A 14373-nucleotide genomic window follows, 5' to 3' on the forward strand; every position below is an offset into this window, starting at 1 on the left:
CATGAAAATTAGTCTACTCTTATTGAAAACGATATTGCTGGGCGCGAGCTGCCTGCTGGCGGCCCCGGTTTTTGCCGCTGCGCCCGCTCCCTACCCGAACACGAGCGCCATGGGCGTCGGTCACGCGGAAAGCACGGCCTGGTATGCAGGCTGCCTGAAGGTCAAGGATGCGGCGCCGCCGCCCGCCGACTTGCCGGCGCCATCGGCCGTGGCGGCCCTGCAGCAATGTCAGGCAACGGACCTGTATTACGATACCAAGAGTATGTCCTCGCCCAAGCCGGCCGACTGGCGTCCCGTGCGCCATTGCGCCATGGCTACGCAACACAGCGCCGTCCTGATGATGCTGTACCAGAATGGACAGGGCGTGCAAAAAGACCCATTGCTGGCGCTCAAGTATGCGTGCAGCATCGATGCGGCACCGGCAGAAATGCGGGGCCGCATCGAACACTTGCAGCAGATCAATGCCAGCGGACGCGGCATGATCGATTTGTGCGACGACATCACGAGCGGCTACATGATGGGCGTGTGCAGCGCCATCGATGCGCGGCAAAAGCAGCGCGTGCGCACGCAGGCGACAGCCAAAGTCAGCGAAGCAATGCCGGCCGTGGCGCAAGCGTCGCTGCAAAAACTGCAGGCGGCGGCAAGCAAGTTTGCCGATGCGCGTGCTGCCAACGAAACGGACTTGAGCGGCACGGCACGCGCCGCCCTGAGCATCGCCGCCCGCACGGCCGAGCTCGATTTGCTGGCGCACGATCTGCGCGAATACGAAGCGGGCAAGCTGCCGGCCAGCATGTCCAAGGAGCAGGCGGCAGCGCTCGACAAGGAGCTCAACGCCATCTACGGCAAGCTGATGAAAAAGCCGGTGCAAACCCATGCGGGCGCCGTGGGCAAGGATGGCATCCGCGCCACCCAGCGCCTGTGGCTGGCCTACCGCGATGCCTGGATGAACTTTGGCGCCGTGCGCTATCCATCCGTGACGAGCGAAACCTGGGCCGGCCGGCTGACGTCGCGGCGCAATGTACAACTGCAAGATTTTCTGGAGAATTGAAGCATGCGCGAAGCGTACTATCACGAAGACGATTTTTGCATGATCGAACTGTTGCCACTGGATAACTTGCAGCACTGTTTGACGCAGATGGGCGAGCAAGAGGCGTTTGCCGATGCGCACCGCAGCGGTGCCGGCTGGACGCAGATGTACGTGCCCGAGGCGCCGCCGTCGCAGATGGACGCGCTGGGCCTCACGGCCGATCGGCTGCGGCTGGCGCTGGCGGACGCCTTGCCGCCGTATGACGCCGTCTACACGGGCTACAGCACTTACCGCGTGGAATGCAAGAACGTGCTGGCCTTTGGCGGCGAGAACACGGAGACCTTGTTTGCCGGCCTGGATGACAAGGGCATCGTGTGCGACCTGTGGTGCAGCGACGCCATGCCCGAGCTGTTGCTGCTGCCCTTGAAAGAGCAATTGCTGCTGGCCGACTGGGGCGCAAGTTTTGCGTGTCCGCTGTCCGATGGGGAATTGTTTGCCCGTTATCTGCAGGAGTATGAACTGGACTGATCGAACTGAACTGATTACTCGCAGGCGATGGCGTTCGGCTGCGCCACTTTGATGACCGACGCTAGGCGCGCCATGTCGTTGCCGTCGCCTTGCTCCACATACGGTTGATAGCTGTCGATGACGATGCGCGCACGCGCCTGCCAGCCGCAATTGTCGGCCTGGCGCGCGGGCACGCGCAGCAGCCGGCGCGCCTCGCCATCGTTGCTGAAACAAAACCACGCATCATGCGTGGCGGCAGGGCGGGGCAGACGGCCCCACTGCGCCTTGTCGGGCGCGAAGCAGACGCGCTTGCCGATGATCTCCAGGCTCATCTCGTCCGTGCGCGCGCGGTACTGGCCGTCGAGCACGATCGGTGTTTGCGTCTGGGCTTGGGCGGACAGGCAGGCGGTGGCCAGGAGGAGGGCGGCGGCAAGTTTCATGCGTTTCTTTCAGGGCTGGCAAGACGAAGTGCCAGTATAACCGTGGGGGCCGGAAACGAAAAAAGCCCATCCGTGAGGATGGGCTTTTTAGTACTGCGCATTCGTGGTAGGCCGTGCGGGATTCGAACCTGCGACCAACGGATTAAAAGTCCGCTGCTCTACCAGCTGAGCTAACGACCCGAAAGAGGCCGCATTATATATCAGTTGAAAAAGAATGCAAAGCATTCCTGCGAGAAAGTGCTGGCCTGCTAATGCAGGGCTGCCGTGAGTTTCAGCACTTCGTCGATGCTGGTCGTGCCATCGATGACTTTGCGCGCGCCGGCGATGCGCAGCGGCGTCATGCCGTCGAGGATGCTCTGGCGGCGCAGCGCGTGCAGGTCGGCGCCGGCCTTGACCAGCTGGCCGAATGTTTCCGTCACGCTCAGCAGTTCATAAATGCCGGCGCGCCCCAGGTAGCCGCTGTGCCGGCACAGGGCGCAACCGACGGGGCGGTACGCGGCGGCCGGCCGCTCCAGCTGGCCACCCGTCAGGCGTTGCCATGCAGCGACTTCCGGGGCGGCGTCCAGCTGTTTGCAGCCCGCGCACAGGCAGCGCAGCAGGCGCTGCGCCAGCACGCCGATCAGGCACGCTTCCAGCAGGTAGGCGGGCAAGCCCAGTTCCAGCAGGCGCATGACGGCCGAGGGCGCGTCGTTGGTGTGCAGGGTCGACAGCACCAGGTGTCCCGTCAGCGCCGCCTGGATGGCCATCTCGGCCGTGGCCAGGTCGCGGATTTCTCCCACCATGATGATGTCGGGATCTTGCCGCATCAACGCCCGCACGCCATCGGCAAACGACAGTTCGATGCCGGCCTGGGTTTGCACCTGCATCTGGTTGAAGGCCGGCTCGACCATTTCGATGGGGTCTTCCACCGTGCACACATTGACTTCGCTGCTGGCCAGCGCCTTCAAGGTGCTGTACAGGGTGCAGGTCTTGCCCGAGCCGGTAGGACCCGTTACCAGCACGATGCCGTGCGTGCGCGCCGTCAGCTGGCGCCAGCGTTCGGCATCCGCGGGCGGAAAGCCCAGGTCAAACAGGCTCTTGACGGCCACTTCGGGGTCGAAGATGCGCATGACGAGTTTTTCGCCGAAGGCCGTAGGCAAGGTCGACAAGCGCAGCTCGATTTCCTGGCCCTGCGCATTGCGCGTCTTGATGCGGCCATCTTGCGGGCGGCGCTTTTCCACCACGTCCATACGCCCGAGCAATTTGATGCGCGCCGTCATGGCCAGCAATACCACGGGCGGCAGCTGGTAGGCCTGGTGCAGGCGGCCGTCGATGCGCAGGCGCACGAGGCCCGCGTCGCGCTTCGGTTCCAGGTGGATGTCGGAAGCGCGCTGGGCAAACGCGTATTGCCACAGCCAGTCGACGATGCGCACGACGTGCTGGTCGTTGGCGTCGAGGCTGGTCTTGTTGCGCCCCAGTTCCACCAGTTGTTCAAAATTGTGGCGCAGCGCCAGGTCTTGCGTGGACGCTTGCCGGGCCACCTTGACAGAACTGGCCAGGCTGAAAAATTGCGCGATGGCGTCGGCGATGTGCAGCGGGTTGGCGATGACCAGGCTCAGCTTGCGCGGTGCCAGGTTTCCCAATTGCGCCTGCCAGGCGAGCGCGTAGGGCTGGGCCGTGGCGATGACGATGCGCTCCGGCGTGCTTTCCACGGGCAGGATGTTGAAGCGGGCCGCATAGCCGGCCGTCATGACGTCGGCCACCTGGCTGAAATCGATGTGCAGGGGATCGATGCGCACATATGGCAAGCTGGAGCGTTGCGCCAGCCACGCGCACAGGGTGTCGAGCGTCAGTGCGCCGTGGGCGATGCTGCACAGCGGATGCAAGGCCGGCGCCGGCAGCTGGGCGGCCTGGGCCTGGACGACTGCCGCTTGCGCCGCATCGAGCAAGCCGTCTTCCTGCAGCCAGGCCAGCAGTTGCGGCAGTTCCAGCGGCGTGTCGGGAGGGGCGGGAGGGGGGGAAGCGGGCATGGCCGGCGCCTTTCCAGGCTGCCGGCCTTGCCTGGGCAGACCGGCGGTTACAGGGTGCTGACGATGCCCTTGACCCAGGACTTGGCGGGCAGCTTGGTCGCGGCGACGATCTGCTTGGCGCGCTCGAGCAGGACGGCTTGCGCTTCGGTATCGAGTGCCACTTTCGTCTTGAGCGCGATCGCCACCACGTTCCCATCATGGACTTCCGGCAGGCAGATCACCTGTTCAAACGCAAACTTCATCGCCTTGATGTTTTTCGCGTAGCTGGGATGGTCGCCAAACAGGTTGACCGTCATGATGCCGTGCGGCGCCAGGCAGGCGCAGCAGGCGGTATAGAAATCGGCACTGTCGAGTACGGGACCGCGCGCCGTGGCGTCATACAGGTCCACCTGCAGGGCGTCCAGGGTACCGTGGTTGGCGTCGTCGTTGACGTAGTCGAGCGCATCCATTTCGCGCACGTGCAGGCGCTCGTCGTTGGGCGGCAGCTTGAACATCGAGGCGCAGATGGTGACGACGGACGGGTTCAGTTCGATGGCATCGACCTGCGCCTGCGGAAACTGGCGATAGCAGAACTTGGTCAGCGCTGCCGTGCCCAGGCCCAGCTGGGCGATACGCTGCGGTTGCTCGATCCATAGCATCCACGCCATCATCTGCTGCGCGTATTCGAGTTCCGGCCAGTCCGGCTTGCGGATGCGCATGGCGCCCTGCACCCATTCCGTGCCGAAATGCAGATAGCGCACGCCATCCATTTCCGACAGGGTGACAGGAGCGTAGCGTGGCTTGCGCGCAGGGCGCGAGGATTCGACTTGTTCGATGGATTTTCGTTTGATAAGCATAAGGCGGCCTGAAAGTGTGCCGCATTATAGCCCGTGCCGGGACGCCATAAAAAATGCCAGCCGCTGGGGCTGGCATGGTATGGGCCGCTTATTGCTGAGCGGGTTCGATAGAAACACGCAAGCGGATGCGCTCGCCCGGATCGTAGGACATGATGCTCGTGTAGTTGCGGCCGCGGTAATCGTAGGTGACCTGGTAGCCATTGTTGCGCGATTCCCAGTGATCGACCTGGCGGCATTGCTTGACGGCTTGTTCCTGCATGCCGCCCTGGTAATTGTTCTGGTTGTCAACGCGGTCGCCGACGACGGCGCCGGCAATCGCGCCAGCGGCGGCGGCGGCCGTGCGGCCATTGCCGCTACCGACCTGGCTGCCGAGCAGGGCGCCGGCGATACCGCCGACGATGGAGCCGCCAGCGCTGCGCTGTTGCGGCGGCGCCTGGACTTGCACGTATTCCGTGCGGCATTCCTGGCGTGGACGGTTGATCTGTTCCACTTGCGGCACGACGCGCACGACCTTGCCGAAATCTTCAAAGTCGGCGGCCTGGGCGAGTGGCAATGCACCGATACAAAGGGCTGACATCATCAATTTGGCTTGCAAGTTCATTTGTAACCTCGTTATCTAGAGAATCTTTCAGGGTATTTTTTACAACTTGGGACTATAGTAATCCCGCCAGACCGGGGCAAGTGTTTCGGCTGGCAACAAAATGTAACAGCCCAAGTCCCTTGCCCCACAGTCTGTAACATGCACTTTCAATCGATACAAGATGTTGAAATGACTTGAAACCAGCGGTTTGTAACAAATCTTGCGTTTGACATCATATTCGGGTTGATTCATGCAGGACAACACGTTACCCTAATACGCGTATGGCTTATATAAAATCGCACTGAATCGCATAAAAGTTGATACAGATCGAATCACCGCGTGCGCATTGACCCGCGTGCGGGGATGCAATAAGAAGAGCAGCTAGAAGAGATCCATACATAACAGGTCGATTTGAGGGAAAAATGAGTTTGTTACTAACCGTGCCGCCCAACCTTGTCCAGTCCATCCGTGCCTTTCGCGTGACCGAATTACAAGACGAGGCGATCCGTCTCGGGCAGCACTTTTTATATGCGCATTGCAACGCTGGACAGACCAAACAGCAAGTCATCGGCATTATTGCAGAAGCATTCCTGTTTCCGAAAAATCTGGCGAAGAATTTCGATGCCCTGCGCCTGTGCCTGACGGACACCATGTTCAAGGCGGGCACGCAGACGGGTTTCCTGGTGGTGCTCGAGCAATTGCCAAACACGCAAAAATTCGACAAGGAAGCGCGCGAGATCCTGCTCGACGTGTTCCGCGACGCGACCGACTACTGGGCCGAGAAGAAAGTCCCGTTCCGCGTCTTCTATTCGTTCGAGTAAACACTTACTCTCGTTGCAGTAGCGTAAAATCAGCCTTTTTCCCGCTTGGCAGACAGTATTGTCCGGCGAAAGCGCTTGTTGTGTGATCATGTTGCGGCGCAACAATATCGCCGGCCTTTCTTGGTTCGCATCGCCATAGCGGGTACAATGCGCGCTATGAAAAATATCGTTATCCTCATTTCCGGACGCGGCAGCAACATGGAAGCGGTCGTACGCGCGGCGCAAGCCGAGCAATGGCCAGCCCGTATTGCCGCCGTCATCAGTAACCGGGCCGATGCCCAGGGATTGGTTTTTGCCGCGGAACATGGGATAGCGACCGCAGTCGTTGCCAACAAGGATTATGCCAGCCGCGAACAGTTCGATGCGGCGCTGCAAGCCGTGATCGACGGTTTTGCCCCCGACCTGGTCGTGCTGGCCGGTTTCATGCGCATCCTGACGCCGCCTTTCGTTGAGCATTACGACGGGCGCATGCTCAATATCCACCCGTCGCTGCTGCCGCTGTTCCCGGGCATGGCGACGCACCGCCAGGCGCTCGAGGCGGGCGTAACGGAACACGGCGCGACCGTGCATTTCGTGACTGCCGAGCTCGATCATGGCCCCGCCGTGGCGAGCGCGAAAGTCCCCGTCTTGCCAGGCGACACAGAAGAGAGCTTATCGGCGCGCGTGCTGGTACAGGAACATCTGCTTTACCCGCGCGCCATCCGCCTGTTCATTGACGATAAACTGTCAGTCGAGCATGGCCAGGTCCGCGTGGATCCTCAATAAAATATTACAGAAAGAATAACAATGAGATTGCCACCAGCGATACTTGCCAATGCTGAAGAAGTATTGCGCGAAATTTTACGTTTCACGGCCCCGGCCGACACCACCCTGTCGCGCTATTTCCGCGACCATCCGCGCCTCGGTTCGCGCGAACGCGGCGCCATCGCCGAAGGCATTTATGCCGTCCTGCGCAACAAATCGTTTTTCACGGACTTCGCCGAAGCGGGCAGTGGCCCGACCATGCGCCGTTTGACCATCCTCGGCCTGGCCGAAGCGGTGGGCGCCGATTCGCTGGGCGGCCTGACGGAAGAAGAAGTGGAATGGCTGGAACGCATCACGCAGATCGACCGCAGCTTGATGCCGTCGAACATGCGCGCCAACATGCCGACCTGGCTGTTCGACAAGCTGATCGCCCAGTTCGGCGAAGCGGAAACCATGAAGCTGGCCGATGCGCTGAATGCGCCGGCGCCGCTGGACTTGCGCGTGAACTCGCTCAAGGCCACGCGTGACGACGTGATGCTGGCCCTGGCCGAAGCGCCGATCCTCAGTACGCCAACGCCATATGCGCCGCTGGGCTTGCGCGTGATCAAGAAGCCATCGTTGCAAAACCTGCCCCTGTTCCAGAGCGGCGCCATCGAAGTGCAGGATGAAGGCAGCCAGATCCTGTCGCAAATCGTCGGCGCCAAGCGCGGCGAAATGGTCGTCGATTTCTGTGCCGGCGCGGGCGGCAAGACGCTCGCATTGGGCGCACTGATGCGCAACACGGGCCGTTTGTACGCATTCGACGTGTCGGAAAAGCGCCTGGCCAAGCTGAAGCCACGCATGGCCCGCAGCGGCCTGTCGAACGTGCATCCGGTGCAGATCGCGCATGAGCGCGATGCCAAGATCAAGCGTTTGGCCGGCAAGATCGACCGCGTGCTGGTCGATGCTCCATGTAGCGGCCTGGGCACCCTGCGCCGCAATCCGGACGTGAAATGGCGCCAGCAGCCGAACTCCATCGTCGAACTGCAAGCCAAGCAGGCAGCCATCCTGGCCGGCGCGGCGCGCCTCGTCAAGGGCGGCGGCCGCCTGGTGTACGCCACCTGCAGCTTCCTGAACGAAGAAAACGATTTTATCGCCGAGCAATTCCTGGCGGCCCATCCAGACTTCACCCTGGTGCCGATGAACAAGGTGCTGGCGGAACAGAAGATCGAGCTGGAAATGGGTGACTATCTGAAATTGTTGCCGCACTTGCACCAGACCGACGGCTTCTTCGCCGCCGTGTTCGAACGCAAGGTCATGCCGAAAAAAGTCTACGCCGATGAAAAGCCGGCCGACGACGTTGACGCTGAGCAAGCTGAATAAGTTTGTCACGGCCATCGCTGCAGCATCGCAGCGGTGGCCATGCACTTGCGCCAGCCAGTCTGGCGCAGGCTGTGGGCACCCCGCCCGTTTGGTTTGTTTTCCCGCACCACCTTCCAGATTCCATCCGCCATGAATGAAACCCCGCTGCTCAACCTGATCACTGACTTTGTCGACGATTTCCGTCAACCGGCCATCCTGTGGCAGGCGCTGGTCATCGTTGCCTGCCTGGCCCTGAGCTGGCTGCTGGTGCGGCAGTTGCGCGTGTTCCTGCACCAGCGGGCGGAAGCGGCCGCGACGCCTGCCACGCCGGAAACCCTGCAGCGCACCGATAGTTTCATCCGCATCCTGACGCCCGTGCTGGCGGCCATGCTGCTGGGCATTGCACAGCATTTCCTGGCCAAGTTCCAGTCGGTGAATCTGCTCAGCATCGCCATCCCCTTATGCACGTCGATGGCGCTGGTGCGCTTCGGTTTTTACGTGCTGCGCCGCATTTTTGCCCGTCATGGCGATATCAGCCCCACCATGTTGCTGCTGGAAAAGATCTTCACGGTCGTTGTATGGGCCGGCATGGCCCTGTACATCACAGGCCTGTGGCCGGAACTGCATACCTTCCTGGAAAGCATCGTCGTACCGCTGGGGCGCAACAAGGTGTCCGTGGCTGCCATCTTGCAAGCCGCTATTTCCGTGGCCGTGCTGCTGGTGCTGGCCATGTGGGCCGGTACCTCGCTCGACGAGCGCCTGATGAAAATGCAGGGCCTGCACACGTCCTTGCGCGTGGTGCTGTCGCGCATGGGGCGCGCCGTGCTGATCCTTGTTTCCGTGCTGGTCAGCCTGTCGCTGGTGGGTATCGATCTGACGGTGCTGTCCGTGTTTGGCGGCGCCTTCGGCGTGGCGCTGGGCTTTGGCTTGCAAAAGATCGCCGCGAACTTCGTCTCCGGTTTCATCATCCTGCTCGACCGCAGCCTGACCATCGGCGACATGATCACGGTCGGTCAATTTACGGGCAAGGTCACGCAGATCAATACGCGCTATACTGTGTTATTGGGTGGCGATGGGGTTGAATCCATCGTGCCCAATGAAATGCTGATTTCCGGCGGCGTGCAGAACATGTCGCTGAGCAACCGCATGGTCTGGCTGTCGACGGCCGTGTCCGTGGGTTACGAAACGGACCTGGACGTCATCTTCCCCTTGCTGGAAGAGGCGACCGCCAAGGTGCCGCGTGTGTCGCAAAGCAATCCGCCATCGGCTACCCTCGTGCGTTTCGGCGCCGACGGCCTCGATGTGCAGATCGGCTTCTGGATCGCGGATCCGGAAAACGGCACGGGCGGCGTGAAGTCGAATGTGAACCGCGCCATCTGGCGCACCTTGCAGGAACATAAGGTCACTGTACCGTTTCCGCAACGCGAACTGCGTATTGTTGGTACGCCTCCTGCCCCGCTTGCCAGCGCTGCAGACGGTGAGTCCACGCCATCCGGCACCCAGCCTTAACCTCGCTGCCTGCCTCCGATTTTGCCTGATAGCACCCATTAGGGCGTACAATCACGCCTAAAATTAACTCTGCCGGACCTCCAGAGTCACTGGAGCGACCGTGCGCACGCCCTGTCCACTTGGAGTAGTAGTAATGACATTGAGTTCCGTTTTACACGACGTTTTGCAGTTCATGGCAACTGGCATTACCGATCTGTCCGCATGGCAAGTTTTCCTGTACACCATGGTGGTCACCCACATCACGATCGCCAGCGTCACGATTTACCTGCACCGCCACCAGGCCCACCGGGCGCTGGAATTGCATGCGCTGCCCAGCCATTTCTTCCGTTTCTGGCTGTGGCTGACGACGGGCCAGGTCACCAAGGAGTGGGCCGCCATCCACCGCAAGCACCATGCCAAGTGCGATACGGAAGAAGATCCGCACAGCCCCGTGACGCGCGGCATCAAGAAAGTGTTCTGGGAAGGCGCCGAGCTGTACCGCGCTGAATCGAAGAACATGGAAACCATGACCAAGTACGGCCATGGCACGCCGACGGACTGGATCGAGCGCAATCTGTACACCAAATACAGCTGGCTGGGCGTGGTGATCCTGTTCTTCGTGAACTTCGCCCTGTTCGGCGTGATCGGCATTTCCGTGTGGGCCGTGCAAATGATGTGGATCCCGATCACGGCGGCCGGCATCATCAACGGCATCGGCCACTACTGGGGCTACCGCAACTACGATTGCGCCGACGCGGCCACCAATATCATTCCTTTCGGCATCTTGATTGGTGGCGAAGAGTTGCACAACAACCACCATACGTATGCGACGTCGGCCAAGCTGTCGTCGAAATGGTATGAAATCGATATCGGCTGGGCGTATATCCGCGCGCTGGAAATGCTGGGCCTGGCCAAGGTGAAAAAGCTGGCGCCGGAACCGAAGTTCTCGCACGGCAAGCTGGAAGCGGACTTCGAGACCTTGCAGTCCGTCATCGCCAACCGCTACGACGTGATGGCCAAGTATGCAAAATCGATCAAGCATGCCTGGAAGGAAGAGCTGGAACACTTGAAGCACAAGGCCGAGCTGGAAAAACGCTTCCTGAAATCGTCGCGCAAGCTGATGCAGCGCGAACCGGGCAAGCTGGCCGATGCGCACCATGAACAGCTATCGGAACTGTTCCAGCACAGCAAGGCGCTGGAAACCATGCACCACATGCGCGTGGAGCTGGGTGCCATCTGGGAGCGTTCCCACTTTACGCGCGAGCAATTGCTGCAAAAGCTGCAAGACTGGTGCACGCGCGCCGAAGCGTCGGGCATCAAGTCGCTGCAGGATTTTTCGTTGCGCCTGCGCAGCTATGCATAAGTAAGCTGCAGCAGATAAAAGCCCTGGTTTCCGGGGCTTTTTTTTCGTCGGGACAAAGGTGAAGAGAGTCGGCTGAAAATCAGGGCGAAAAAAAACCGCTCATCGGAGCGGCTCTTTTTACAGAACACAATATCAATTACTTGATTTTGGTTTCTTTGTACGTTACGTGCTTGCGTGCTTTAGGATCGAATTTCATGATCTCCATTTTCGCAGGCGTCGTACGCTTGTTTTTGGTAGTCGTGTAGAAGTGACCCGTACCGGCGGTCGATTCTAACTTGATTTTGTCGCGGCCTGATTTTGCCATGATAGCTCCCTTATTCTGCTAATTAGACTTTTTCGCCACGAGCGCGCATATCGACCAATACGGCGTCGATGCCGACTTTATCGATGACGCGCAGACCGGCGTTGGACAAACGCAGGGAGACCCAGCGGTTTTCAGATTCAACAAAAATACGACGATTCTGCAAGTTAGGCAAAAAACGACGTTTGGTTTTGTTGTTTGCATGGGAAACATTGTTGCCGACCATCGGCTTCTTCCCAGTGACTTGGCAAACACGTGCCATGGCGCACTCCTTAAAGATATTCCAAATTGGAAAAACAAGAGTATATCCAAAATAAGCCGATTTATCAATGACTTGCGAAAAACAATTGTGTCATTTTTCATTTAAATAATTTAACAATTTGACTTTTACCTTTCCTCATAGGGGACAGCACTGGTAAACAACGCTGTTTACTGTTAGATAAGCGTCTCGGTACTGTCGCGTATGTCCTTGTTTACACATGGTTAACTGCGAATTGGCTGATGCCGGCCTAGATCTGGCCATGTTCCGCAAACGAATGCACTTGCCGCCCGGCCACGACGAAATGGTCGAGGATGCGCACGTCCACCAGCGACAACGCTTGCGCCAGCGCGCGCGTGAGCAGCAGATCCGATTCGCTGGGCTCGGGCGTGCCGGACGGGTGGTTGTGGGCCAGCATGACGCTGGCCGCGTTGTGCAGCAGCGCCTGCTTGACCACTTCGCGCGGATACACGCTGGTGTGGGTAAGGGTGCCGCGAAACATTTCCTGGGTCGTGATCAGGCGGTTTTTGACGTCCAAAAACAACACGTGAAACGCTTCATGCGCCAGGTTGCCCAGAGTCAGGCGTAAATAGTCTTTGACGGCGTGCGGCGAATTGAGGGCCTGGCCCGCCTGCAAGTCCTCGATGATGGCGCGCCGCGCCAGTTCCAGCACGGCTTGCAGCTGGGCGAACTTGGCGCTGCCCATGCCGTGTACGGCGGAAAAACTCACGAGGCTGGCGCCAAACAAGCCCCGCAAGGAGCCGAAGTGTTCGACCGTATCGCGCGCCAGTTCCACGGCGCTCTTGCCGCGCACGCCCGTGCGCAGGAACACGGCCAGCAACTCCGCGTCCGACAGCGACTGCGCGCCATCCTCGATCAGGCGTTCGCGCGGCCGTTCGCCGGCTGGCCAATCCTTGATGCCCATGCTGTTCTCCTGTTTGGCACCGGCGCGTGCCCCAGTACGGTCTTCTTTGACGAAGCCATGGGGCAGGCGCGGCCAGTGTGGCTTACAATATCGTTTTGCACCAGTTACTTGAAAACTACTATGTCCAACGAGCAACCAGCAGTCGTCACCGAAGCGGCTTACCTCACCCTGCATTATCGTCTTGCTACTGTTGACGGTACTGATATTGTCACTACCTTCAGCGGAAATCCCGCGACCTTGATGCTGGGACAGGGCCAGCTGGCGCCATTCCTCGAGCAGCGTCTGCTGGGTTTGCCTGAAGGCACGCACCAGACGTTCGAGCTGGCGGCCGGAGAAGGCTTTGGCGAGCGCAATCCCGAGCTGGTGCAGTCCGTCTCGCGCGCTACCCTGGACGAAAACTCGGTGCCGGGCGCCGACTACAAGATCGGCGACCTGGTCGACTTCGCCGCGCCGGGCGGCGGCCGCTTTGCCGGCGTGCTGCGCGAAATGCGCGACGATTCGGCCCTGTTCGACTTCAACCATCCGCTGGCCGGCCAGCCGCTGCGCTTTGAAGTCAAGCTCATTTCGGTGCTGTAAAAAGGAATAGCGATGGATAAAGAACTATTACTGGCCCAGCCCCGCGGTTTTTGCGCTGGCGTCGACCGGGCGATCGAAATCGTCGAACGCGCCTTGCAGCAATTTGGCGCGCCGATCTACGTGCGCCATGAAATCGTCCACAACGCCTATGTGGTGGCCGATTTGCGCAACAAGGGCGCCATCTTCATTGACGACCTCGATGACGTGCCCGCTGGCAATACGCTCGTGTTTTCCGCCCATGGCGTGTCGAAAGCCGTGCGCGCCGAGGCGGAATCGCGCGGCCTGAGCATTTTTGATGCGACTTGCCCGCTGGTCACCAAGGTGCACATGGAAGTGGGCAAGATGCGCCGCGAAGGCCGCGAGATCATCATGATCGGCCACGATGGCCATCCCGAGGTGGAAGGCACGATGGGCCAGGCCGATATGGGCATGCATCTGGTGGAAACGCTCGAAGATGTGGCGAAATTGCAGATCGCTAATCCGGAGAGCCTGGCCTATGTTTCGCAGACAACGTTGTCAGTTGACGACACTAGCGACATTATTGCGGCCTTGAAAGCGAAATATCCGAATATCGCCGAGCCGAAAAAAGGCGACATCTGCTACGCCACCACCAATCGTCAGGAAGCAGTGAAATTCATGGCGCCGCTGGTGGAAGTGGTAATCGTCGTGGGCAGCCCGAACAGCTCGAATTCGAACCGCCTGCGCGAAGTGGCAGACAAGATGGGCACGCCTGCCTACATGGTCGACAATGCCTCGCAGATCGATCCCGCCTGGCTGGAAGGCAAGCTGCGCGTGGGTGTCACGGCTGGCGCCTCGGCGCCCGAGGTGCTGGTGCAAGCCGTTATCGACCGCTTGAAAGAGTACGGTGTGAAGAGCGTGCGTCCGCTCGATGGCGTGCAGGAAGCCGTCACGTTCCCGATGCCGAAAGGCCTCGACGGCATCAAGCGCGACGTCGCCTGAAGCTGTACAGCTGCTGAGTATCGATGAAATAGTTACCTCAAAACAGAATTTAATTCGGAAATGATTGATTTATTCCAAGCTTAGTTTTTGCAAAAGATCGTTATGATTGCCTCAAGCTTGAATATGTTGTCGTTATGACTAAGCAAGGTCACGCCCGTTTTCAGTGCGTGCACCATGCTGGTGAGAACGGTCCAGG

The 14373-nt window shown here is 59.9% G+C and carries 16 protein-coding genes and 1 tRNA gene; 9 read left to right on the forward strand and 8 right to left on the reverse strand.

Going from position 1 to position 14373, the window contains the following annotated elements; genetic code table 11:
* The first annotated feature begins 1 nt into the window (after window position 1).
* Together ACQ4WO_RS02910 and ACQ4WO_RS02915 are read left to right on the forward strand one after the other, a co-directional pair.
* On the forward strand, window positions 2-1048 hold the full coding sequence (locus tag ACQ4WO_RS02910; protein ID WP_436480163.1) for a lysozyme inhibitor LprI family protein: 1047 nt from the start codon (window positions 2-4) through the stop codon (window positions 1046-1048).
* A gap of 3 nt (window positions 1049-1051) precedes the next feature.
* Window positions 1052-1555 carry a hypothetical protein gene (locus tag ACQ4WO_RS02915; RefSeq protein ID WP_436480164.1) on the forward strand — a complete coding sequence of 168 codons (504 nt, stop codon included), beginning with the start codon at window positions 1052-1054 and terminating at the stop codon, window positions 1553-1555.
* A 14-nt stretch (window positions 1556-1569) separates the two neighbouring features.
* Here ACQ4WO_RS02915 and ACQ4WO_RS02920 read toward each other — a convergent pair whose 3' ends face one another.
* The 5 genes from ACQ4WO_RS02920 to ACQ4WO_RS02940 all read right to left on the reverse strand — a co-directional run bounded on the left by ACQ4WO_RS02920 (window position 1570) and on the right by ACQ4WO_RS02940 (window position 5420).
* Window positions 1570-1974 (reverse strand): hypothetical protein, encoded by a 405-nt coding sequence (locus ACQ4WO_RS02920; protein ID WP_436480165.1) that lies wholly within the window; start codon window positions 1972-1974, stop codon window positions 1570-1572.
* 104 nt (window positions 1975-2078) lie between these two features.
* Window positions 2079-2154 (reverse strand) — tRNA-Lys (locus ACQ4WO_RS02925).
* Window positions 2155-2222: 68 nt separating this feature from the next.
* The gene (locus tag ACQ4WO_RS02930) at window positions 2223-3983 is read right to left on the reverse strand and encodes a GspE/PulE family protein (RefSeq protein ID WP_436480166.1); all 1761 of its coding nucleotides are present in this window, start codon (window positions 3981-3983) and stop codon (window positions 2223-2225) included.
* Between the two features lie 47 nt (window positions 3984-4030).
* Complete coding sequence (locus tag ACQ4WO_RS02935) at window positions 4031-4819, reverse strand: class I SAM-dependent methyltransferase (RefSeq protein WP_436480167.1); 789 nt, start codon at window positions 4817-4819, stop codon at window positions 4031-4033.
* Between the two features lie 88 nt (window positions 4820-4907).
* Window positions 4908-5420 (reverse strand): glycine zipper 2TM domain-containing protein, encoded by a 513-nt coding sequence (locus ACQ4WO_RS02940; RefSeq protein WP_128142141.1) that lies wholly within the window; start codon window positions 5418-5420, stop codon window positions 4908-4910.
* 401 nt (window positions 5421-5821) lie between these two features.
* Here ACQ4WO_RS02940 and ACQ4WO_RS02945 point away from each other — a divergent pair, with 401 nt between their 5' ends.
* The 5 genes from ACQ4WO_RS02945 (at window position 5822) to ACQ4WO_RS02965 (ending at window position 11156) form a co-directional block, all read left to right on the forward strand.
* Window positions 5822-6220, forward strand: a complete 399-nt coding sequence (locus tag ACQ4WO_RS02945; protein WP_436480168.1) for a barstar family protein — start codon at window positions 5822-5824, stop codon at window positions 6218-6220.
* Between the two features lie 156 nt (window positions 6221-6376).
* A complete protein-coding gene (gene purN / locus ACQ4WO_RS02950) occupies window positions 6377-6985 on the forward strand; it encodes a phosphoribosylglycinamide formyltransferase (RefSeq protein ID WP_436480169.1) in 609 nt (202 codons plus the stop codon).
* A 21-nt stretch (window positions 6986-7006) separates the two neighbouring features.
* Complete coding sequence (locus ACQ4WO_RS02955) at window positions 7007-8326, forward strand: RsmB/NOP family class I SAM-dependent RNA methyltransferase (RefSeq protein ID WP_102292656.1); 1320 nt, start codon at window positions 7007-7009, stop codon at window positions 8324-8326.
* A 129-nt stretch (window positions 8327-8455) separates the two neighbouring features.
* Window positions 8456-9814 (forward strand): mechanosensitive ion channel family protein, encoded by a 1359-nt coding sequence (locus tag ACQ4WO_RS02960; RefSeq protein WP_034747962.1) that lies wholly within the window; start codon window positions 8456-8458, stop codon window positions 9812-9814.
* A gap of 172 nt (window positions 9815-9986) precedes the next feature.
* On the forward strand, window positions 9987-11156 hold the full coding sequence (locus tag ACQ4WO_RS02965) for a DesA family fatty acid desaturase (protein WP_411268328.1): 1170 nt from the start codon (window positions 9987-9989) through the stop codon (window positions 11154-11156).
* A 136-nt stretch (window positions 11157-11292) separates the two neighbouring features.
* Here ACQ4WO_RS02965 and rpmG read toward each other — a convergent pair whose 3' ends face one another.
* The 3 genes from rpmG to radC all read right to left on the reverse strand — a co-directional run bounded on the left by rpmG (window position 11293) and on the right by radC (window position 12641).
* The gene (gene rpmG / locus ACQ4WO_RS02970; protein WP_010400929.1) at window positions 11293-11460 is read right to left on the reverse strand and encodes a 50S ribosomal protein L33; all 168 of its coding nucleotides are present in this window, start codon (window positions 11458-11460) and stop codon (window positions 11293-11295) included.
* Window positions 11461-11482: 22 nt separating this feature from the next.
* On the reverse strand, window positions 11483-11719 hold the full coding sequence (gene rpmB / locus ACQ4WO_RS02975; protein WP_010400928.1) for a 50S ribosomal protein L28: 237 nt from the start codon (window positions 11717-11719) through the stop codon (window positions 11483-11485).
* Window positions 11720-11966: 247 nt separating this feature from the next.
* Window positions 11967-12641, reverse strand: coding sequence for a RadC family protein (gene radC, locus ACQ4WO_RS02980; protein WP_070224500.1), 675 nt, complete (start codon window positions 12639-12641; stop codon window positions 11967-11969).
* A 120-nt stretch (window positions 12642-12761) separates the two neighbouring features.
* Here radC and ACQ4WO_RS02985 point away from each other — a divergent pair, with 120 nt between their 5' ends.
* Together ACQ4WO_RS02985 and ispH are read left to right on the forward strand one after the other, a co-directional pair.
* Entirely contained in the window at window positions 12762-13217 is a 456-nt protein-coding gene (locus ACQ4WO_RS02985) for an FKBP-type peptidyl-prolyl cis-trans isomerase (protein ID WP_034785165.1), read from the forward strand.
* A 12-nt stretch (window positions 13218-13229) separates the two neighbouring features.
* On the forward strand, window positions 13230-14177 hold the full coding sequence (gene ispH, locus ACQ4WO_RS02990; protein WP_436480170.1) for a 4-hydroxy-3-methylbut-2-enyl diphosphate reductase: 948 nt from the start codon (window positions 13230-13232) through the stop codon (window positions 14175-14177).
* Window positions 14178-14373 lie beyond the last annotated feature (196 nt).

This window comes from Janthinobacterium aestuarii (assembly GCF_051380835.1).
GTDB lineage: Bacteria > Pseudomonadota > Gammaproteobacteria > Burkholderiales > Burkholderiaceae_D > Janthinobacterium > Janthinobacterium aestuarii.

What these genes read in the sequence shown, in the direction of transcription:
- ACQ4WO_RS02910 (WP_436480163.1), top strand. Translation starts at nt 2, where the DNA reads ATGAAAATTAGTCTACTCTTATTGAAAACGATATTGCTGGGCGCGAGC.
- ACQ4WO_RS02915 (WP_436480164.1), top strand. Translation starts at nt 1,052, where the DNA reads ATGCGCGAAGCGTACTATCACGAAGACGATTTTTGCATGATCGAACTG.
- ACQ4WO_RS02920 (WP_436480165.1), bottom strand. Translation starts at nt 1,974, where the DNA reads ATGAAACTTGCCGCCGCCCTCCTCCTGGCCACCGCCTGCCTGTCCGCC.
- ACQ4WO_RS02930 (WP_436480166.1), bottom strand. Translation starts at nt 3,983, where the DNA reads ATGCCCGCTTCCCCCCCTCCCGCCCCTCCCGACACGCCGCTGGAACTG.
- ACQ4WO_RS02935 (WP_436480167.1), bottom strand. Translation starts at nt 4,819, where the DNA reads ATGCTTATCAAACGAAAATCCATCGAACAAGTCGAATCCTCGCGCCCT.
- ACQ4WO_RS02940 (WP_128142141.1), bottom strand. Translation starts at nt 5,420, where the DNA reads ATGAACTTGCAAGCCAAATTGATGATGTCAGCCCTTTGTATCGGTGCA.
- ACQ4WO_RS02945 (WP_436480168.1), top strand. Translation starts at nt 5,822, where the DNA reads ATGAGTTTGTTACTAACCGTGCCGCCCAACCTTGTCCAGTCCATCCGT.
- purN (WP_436480169.1), top strand. Translation starts at nt 6,377, where the DNA reads ATGAAAAATATCGTTATCCTCATTTCCGGACGCGGCAGCAACATGGAA.
- ACQ4WO_RS02955 (WP_102292656.1), top strand. Translation starts at nt 7,007, where the DNA reads ATGAGATTGCCACCAGCGATACTTGCCAATGCTGAAGAAGTATTGCGC.
- ACQ4WO_RS02960 (WP_034747962.1), top strand. Translation starts at nt 8,456, where the DNA reads ATGAATGAAACCCCGCTGCTCAACCTGATCACTGACTTTGTCGACGAT.
- ACQ4WO_RS02965 (WP_411268328.1), top strand. Translation starts at nt 9,987, where the DNA reads ATGGCAACTGGCATTACCGATCTGTCCGCATGGCAAGTTTTCCTGTAC.
- rpmG (WP_010400929.1), bottom strand. Translation starts at nt 11,460, where the DNA reads ATGGCAAAATCAGGCCGCGACAAAATCAAGTTAGAATCGACCGCCGGT.
- rpmB (WP_010400928.1), bottom strand. Translation starts at nt 11,719, where the DNA reads ATGGCACGTGTTTGCCAAGTCACTGGGAAGAAGCCGATGGTCGGCAAC.
- radC (WP_070224500.1), bottom strand. Translation starts at nt 12,641, where the DNA reads ATGGGCATCAAGGATTGGCCAGCCGGCGAACGGCCGCGCGAACGCCTG.
- ACQ4WO_RS02985 (WP_034785165.1), top strand. Translation starts at nt 12,762, where the DNA reads ATGTCCAACGAGCAACCAGCAGTCGTCACCGAAGCGGCTTACCTCACC.
- ispH (WP_436480170.1), top strand. Translation starts at nt 13,230, where the DNA reads ATGGATAAAGAACTATTACTGGCCCAGCCCCGCGGTTTTTGCGCTGGC.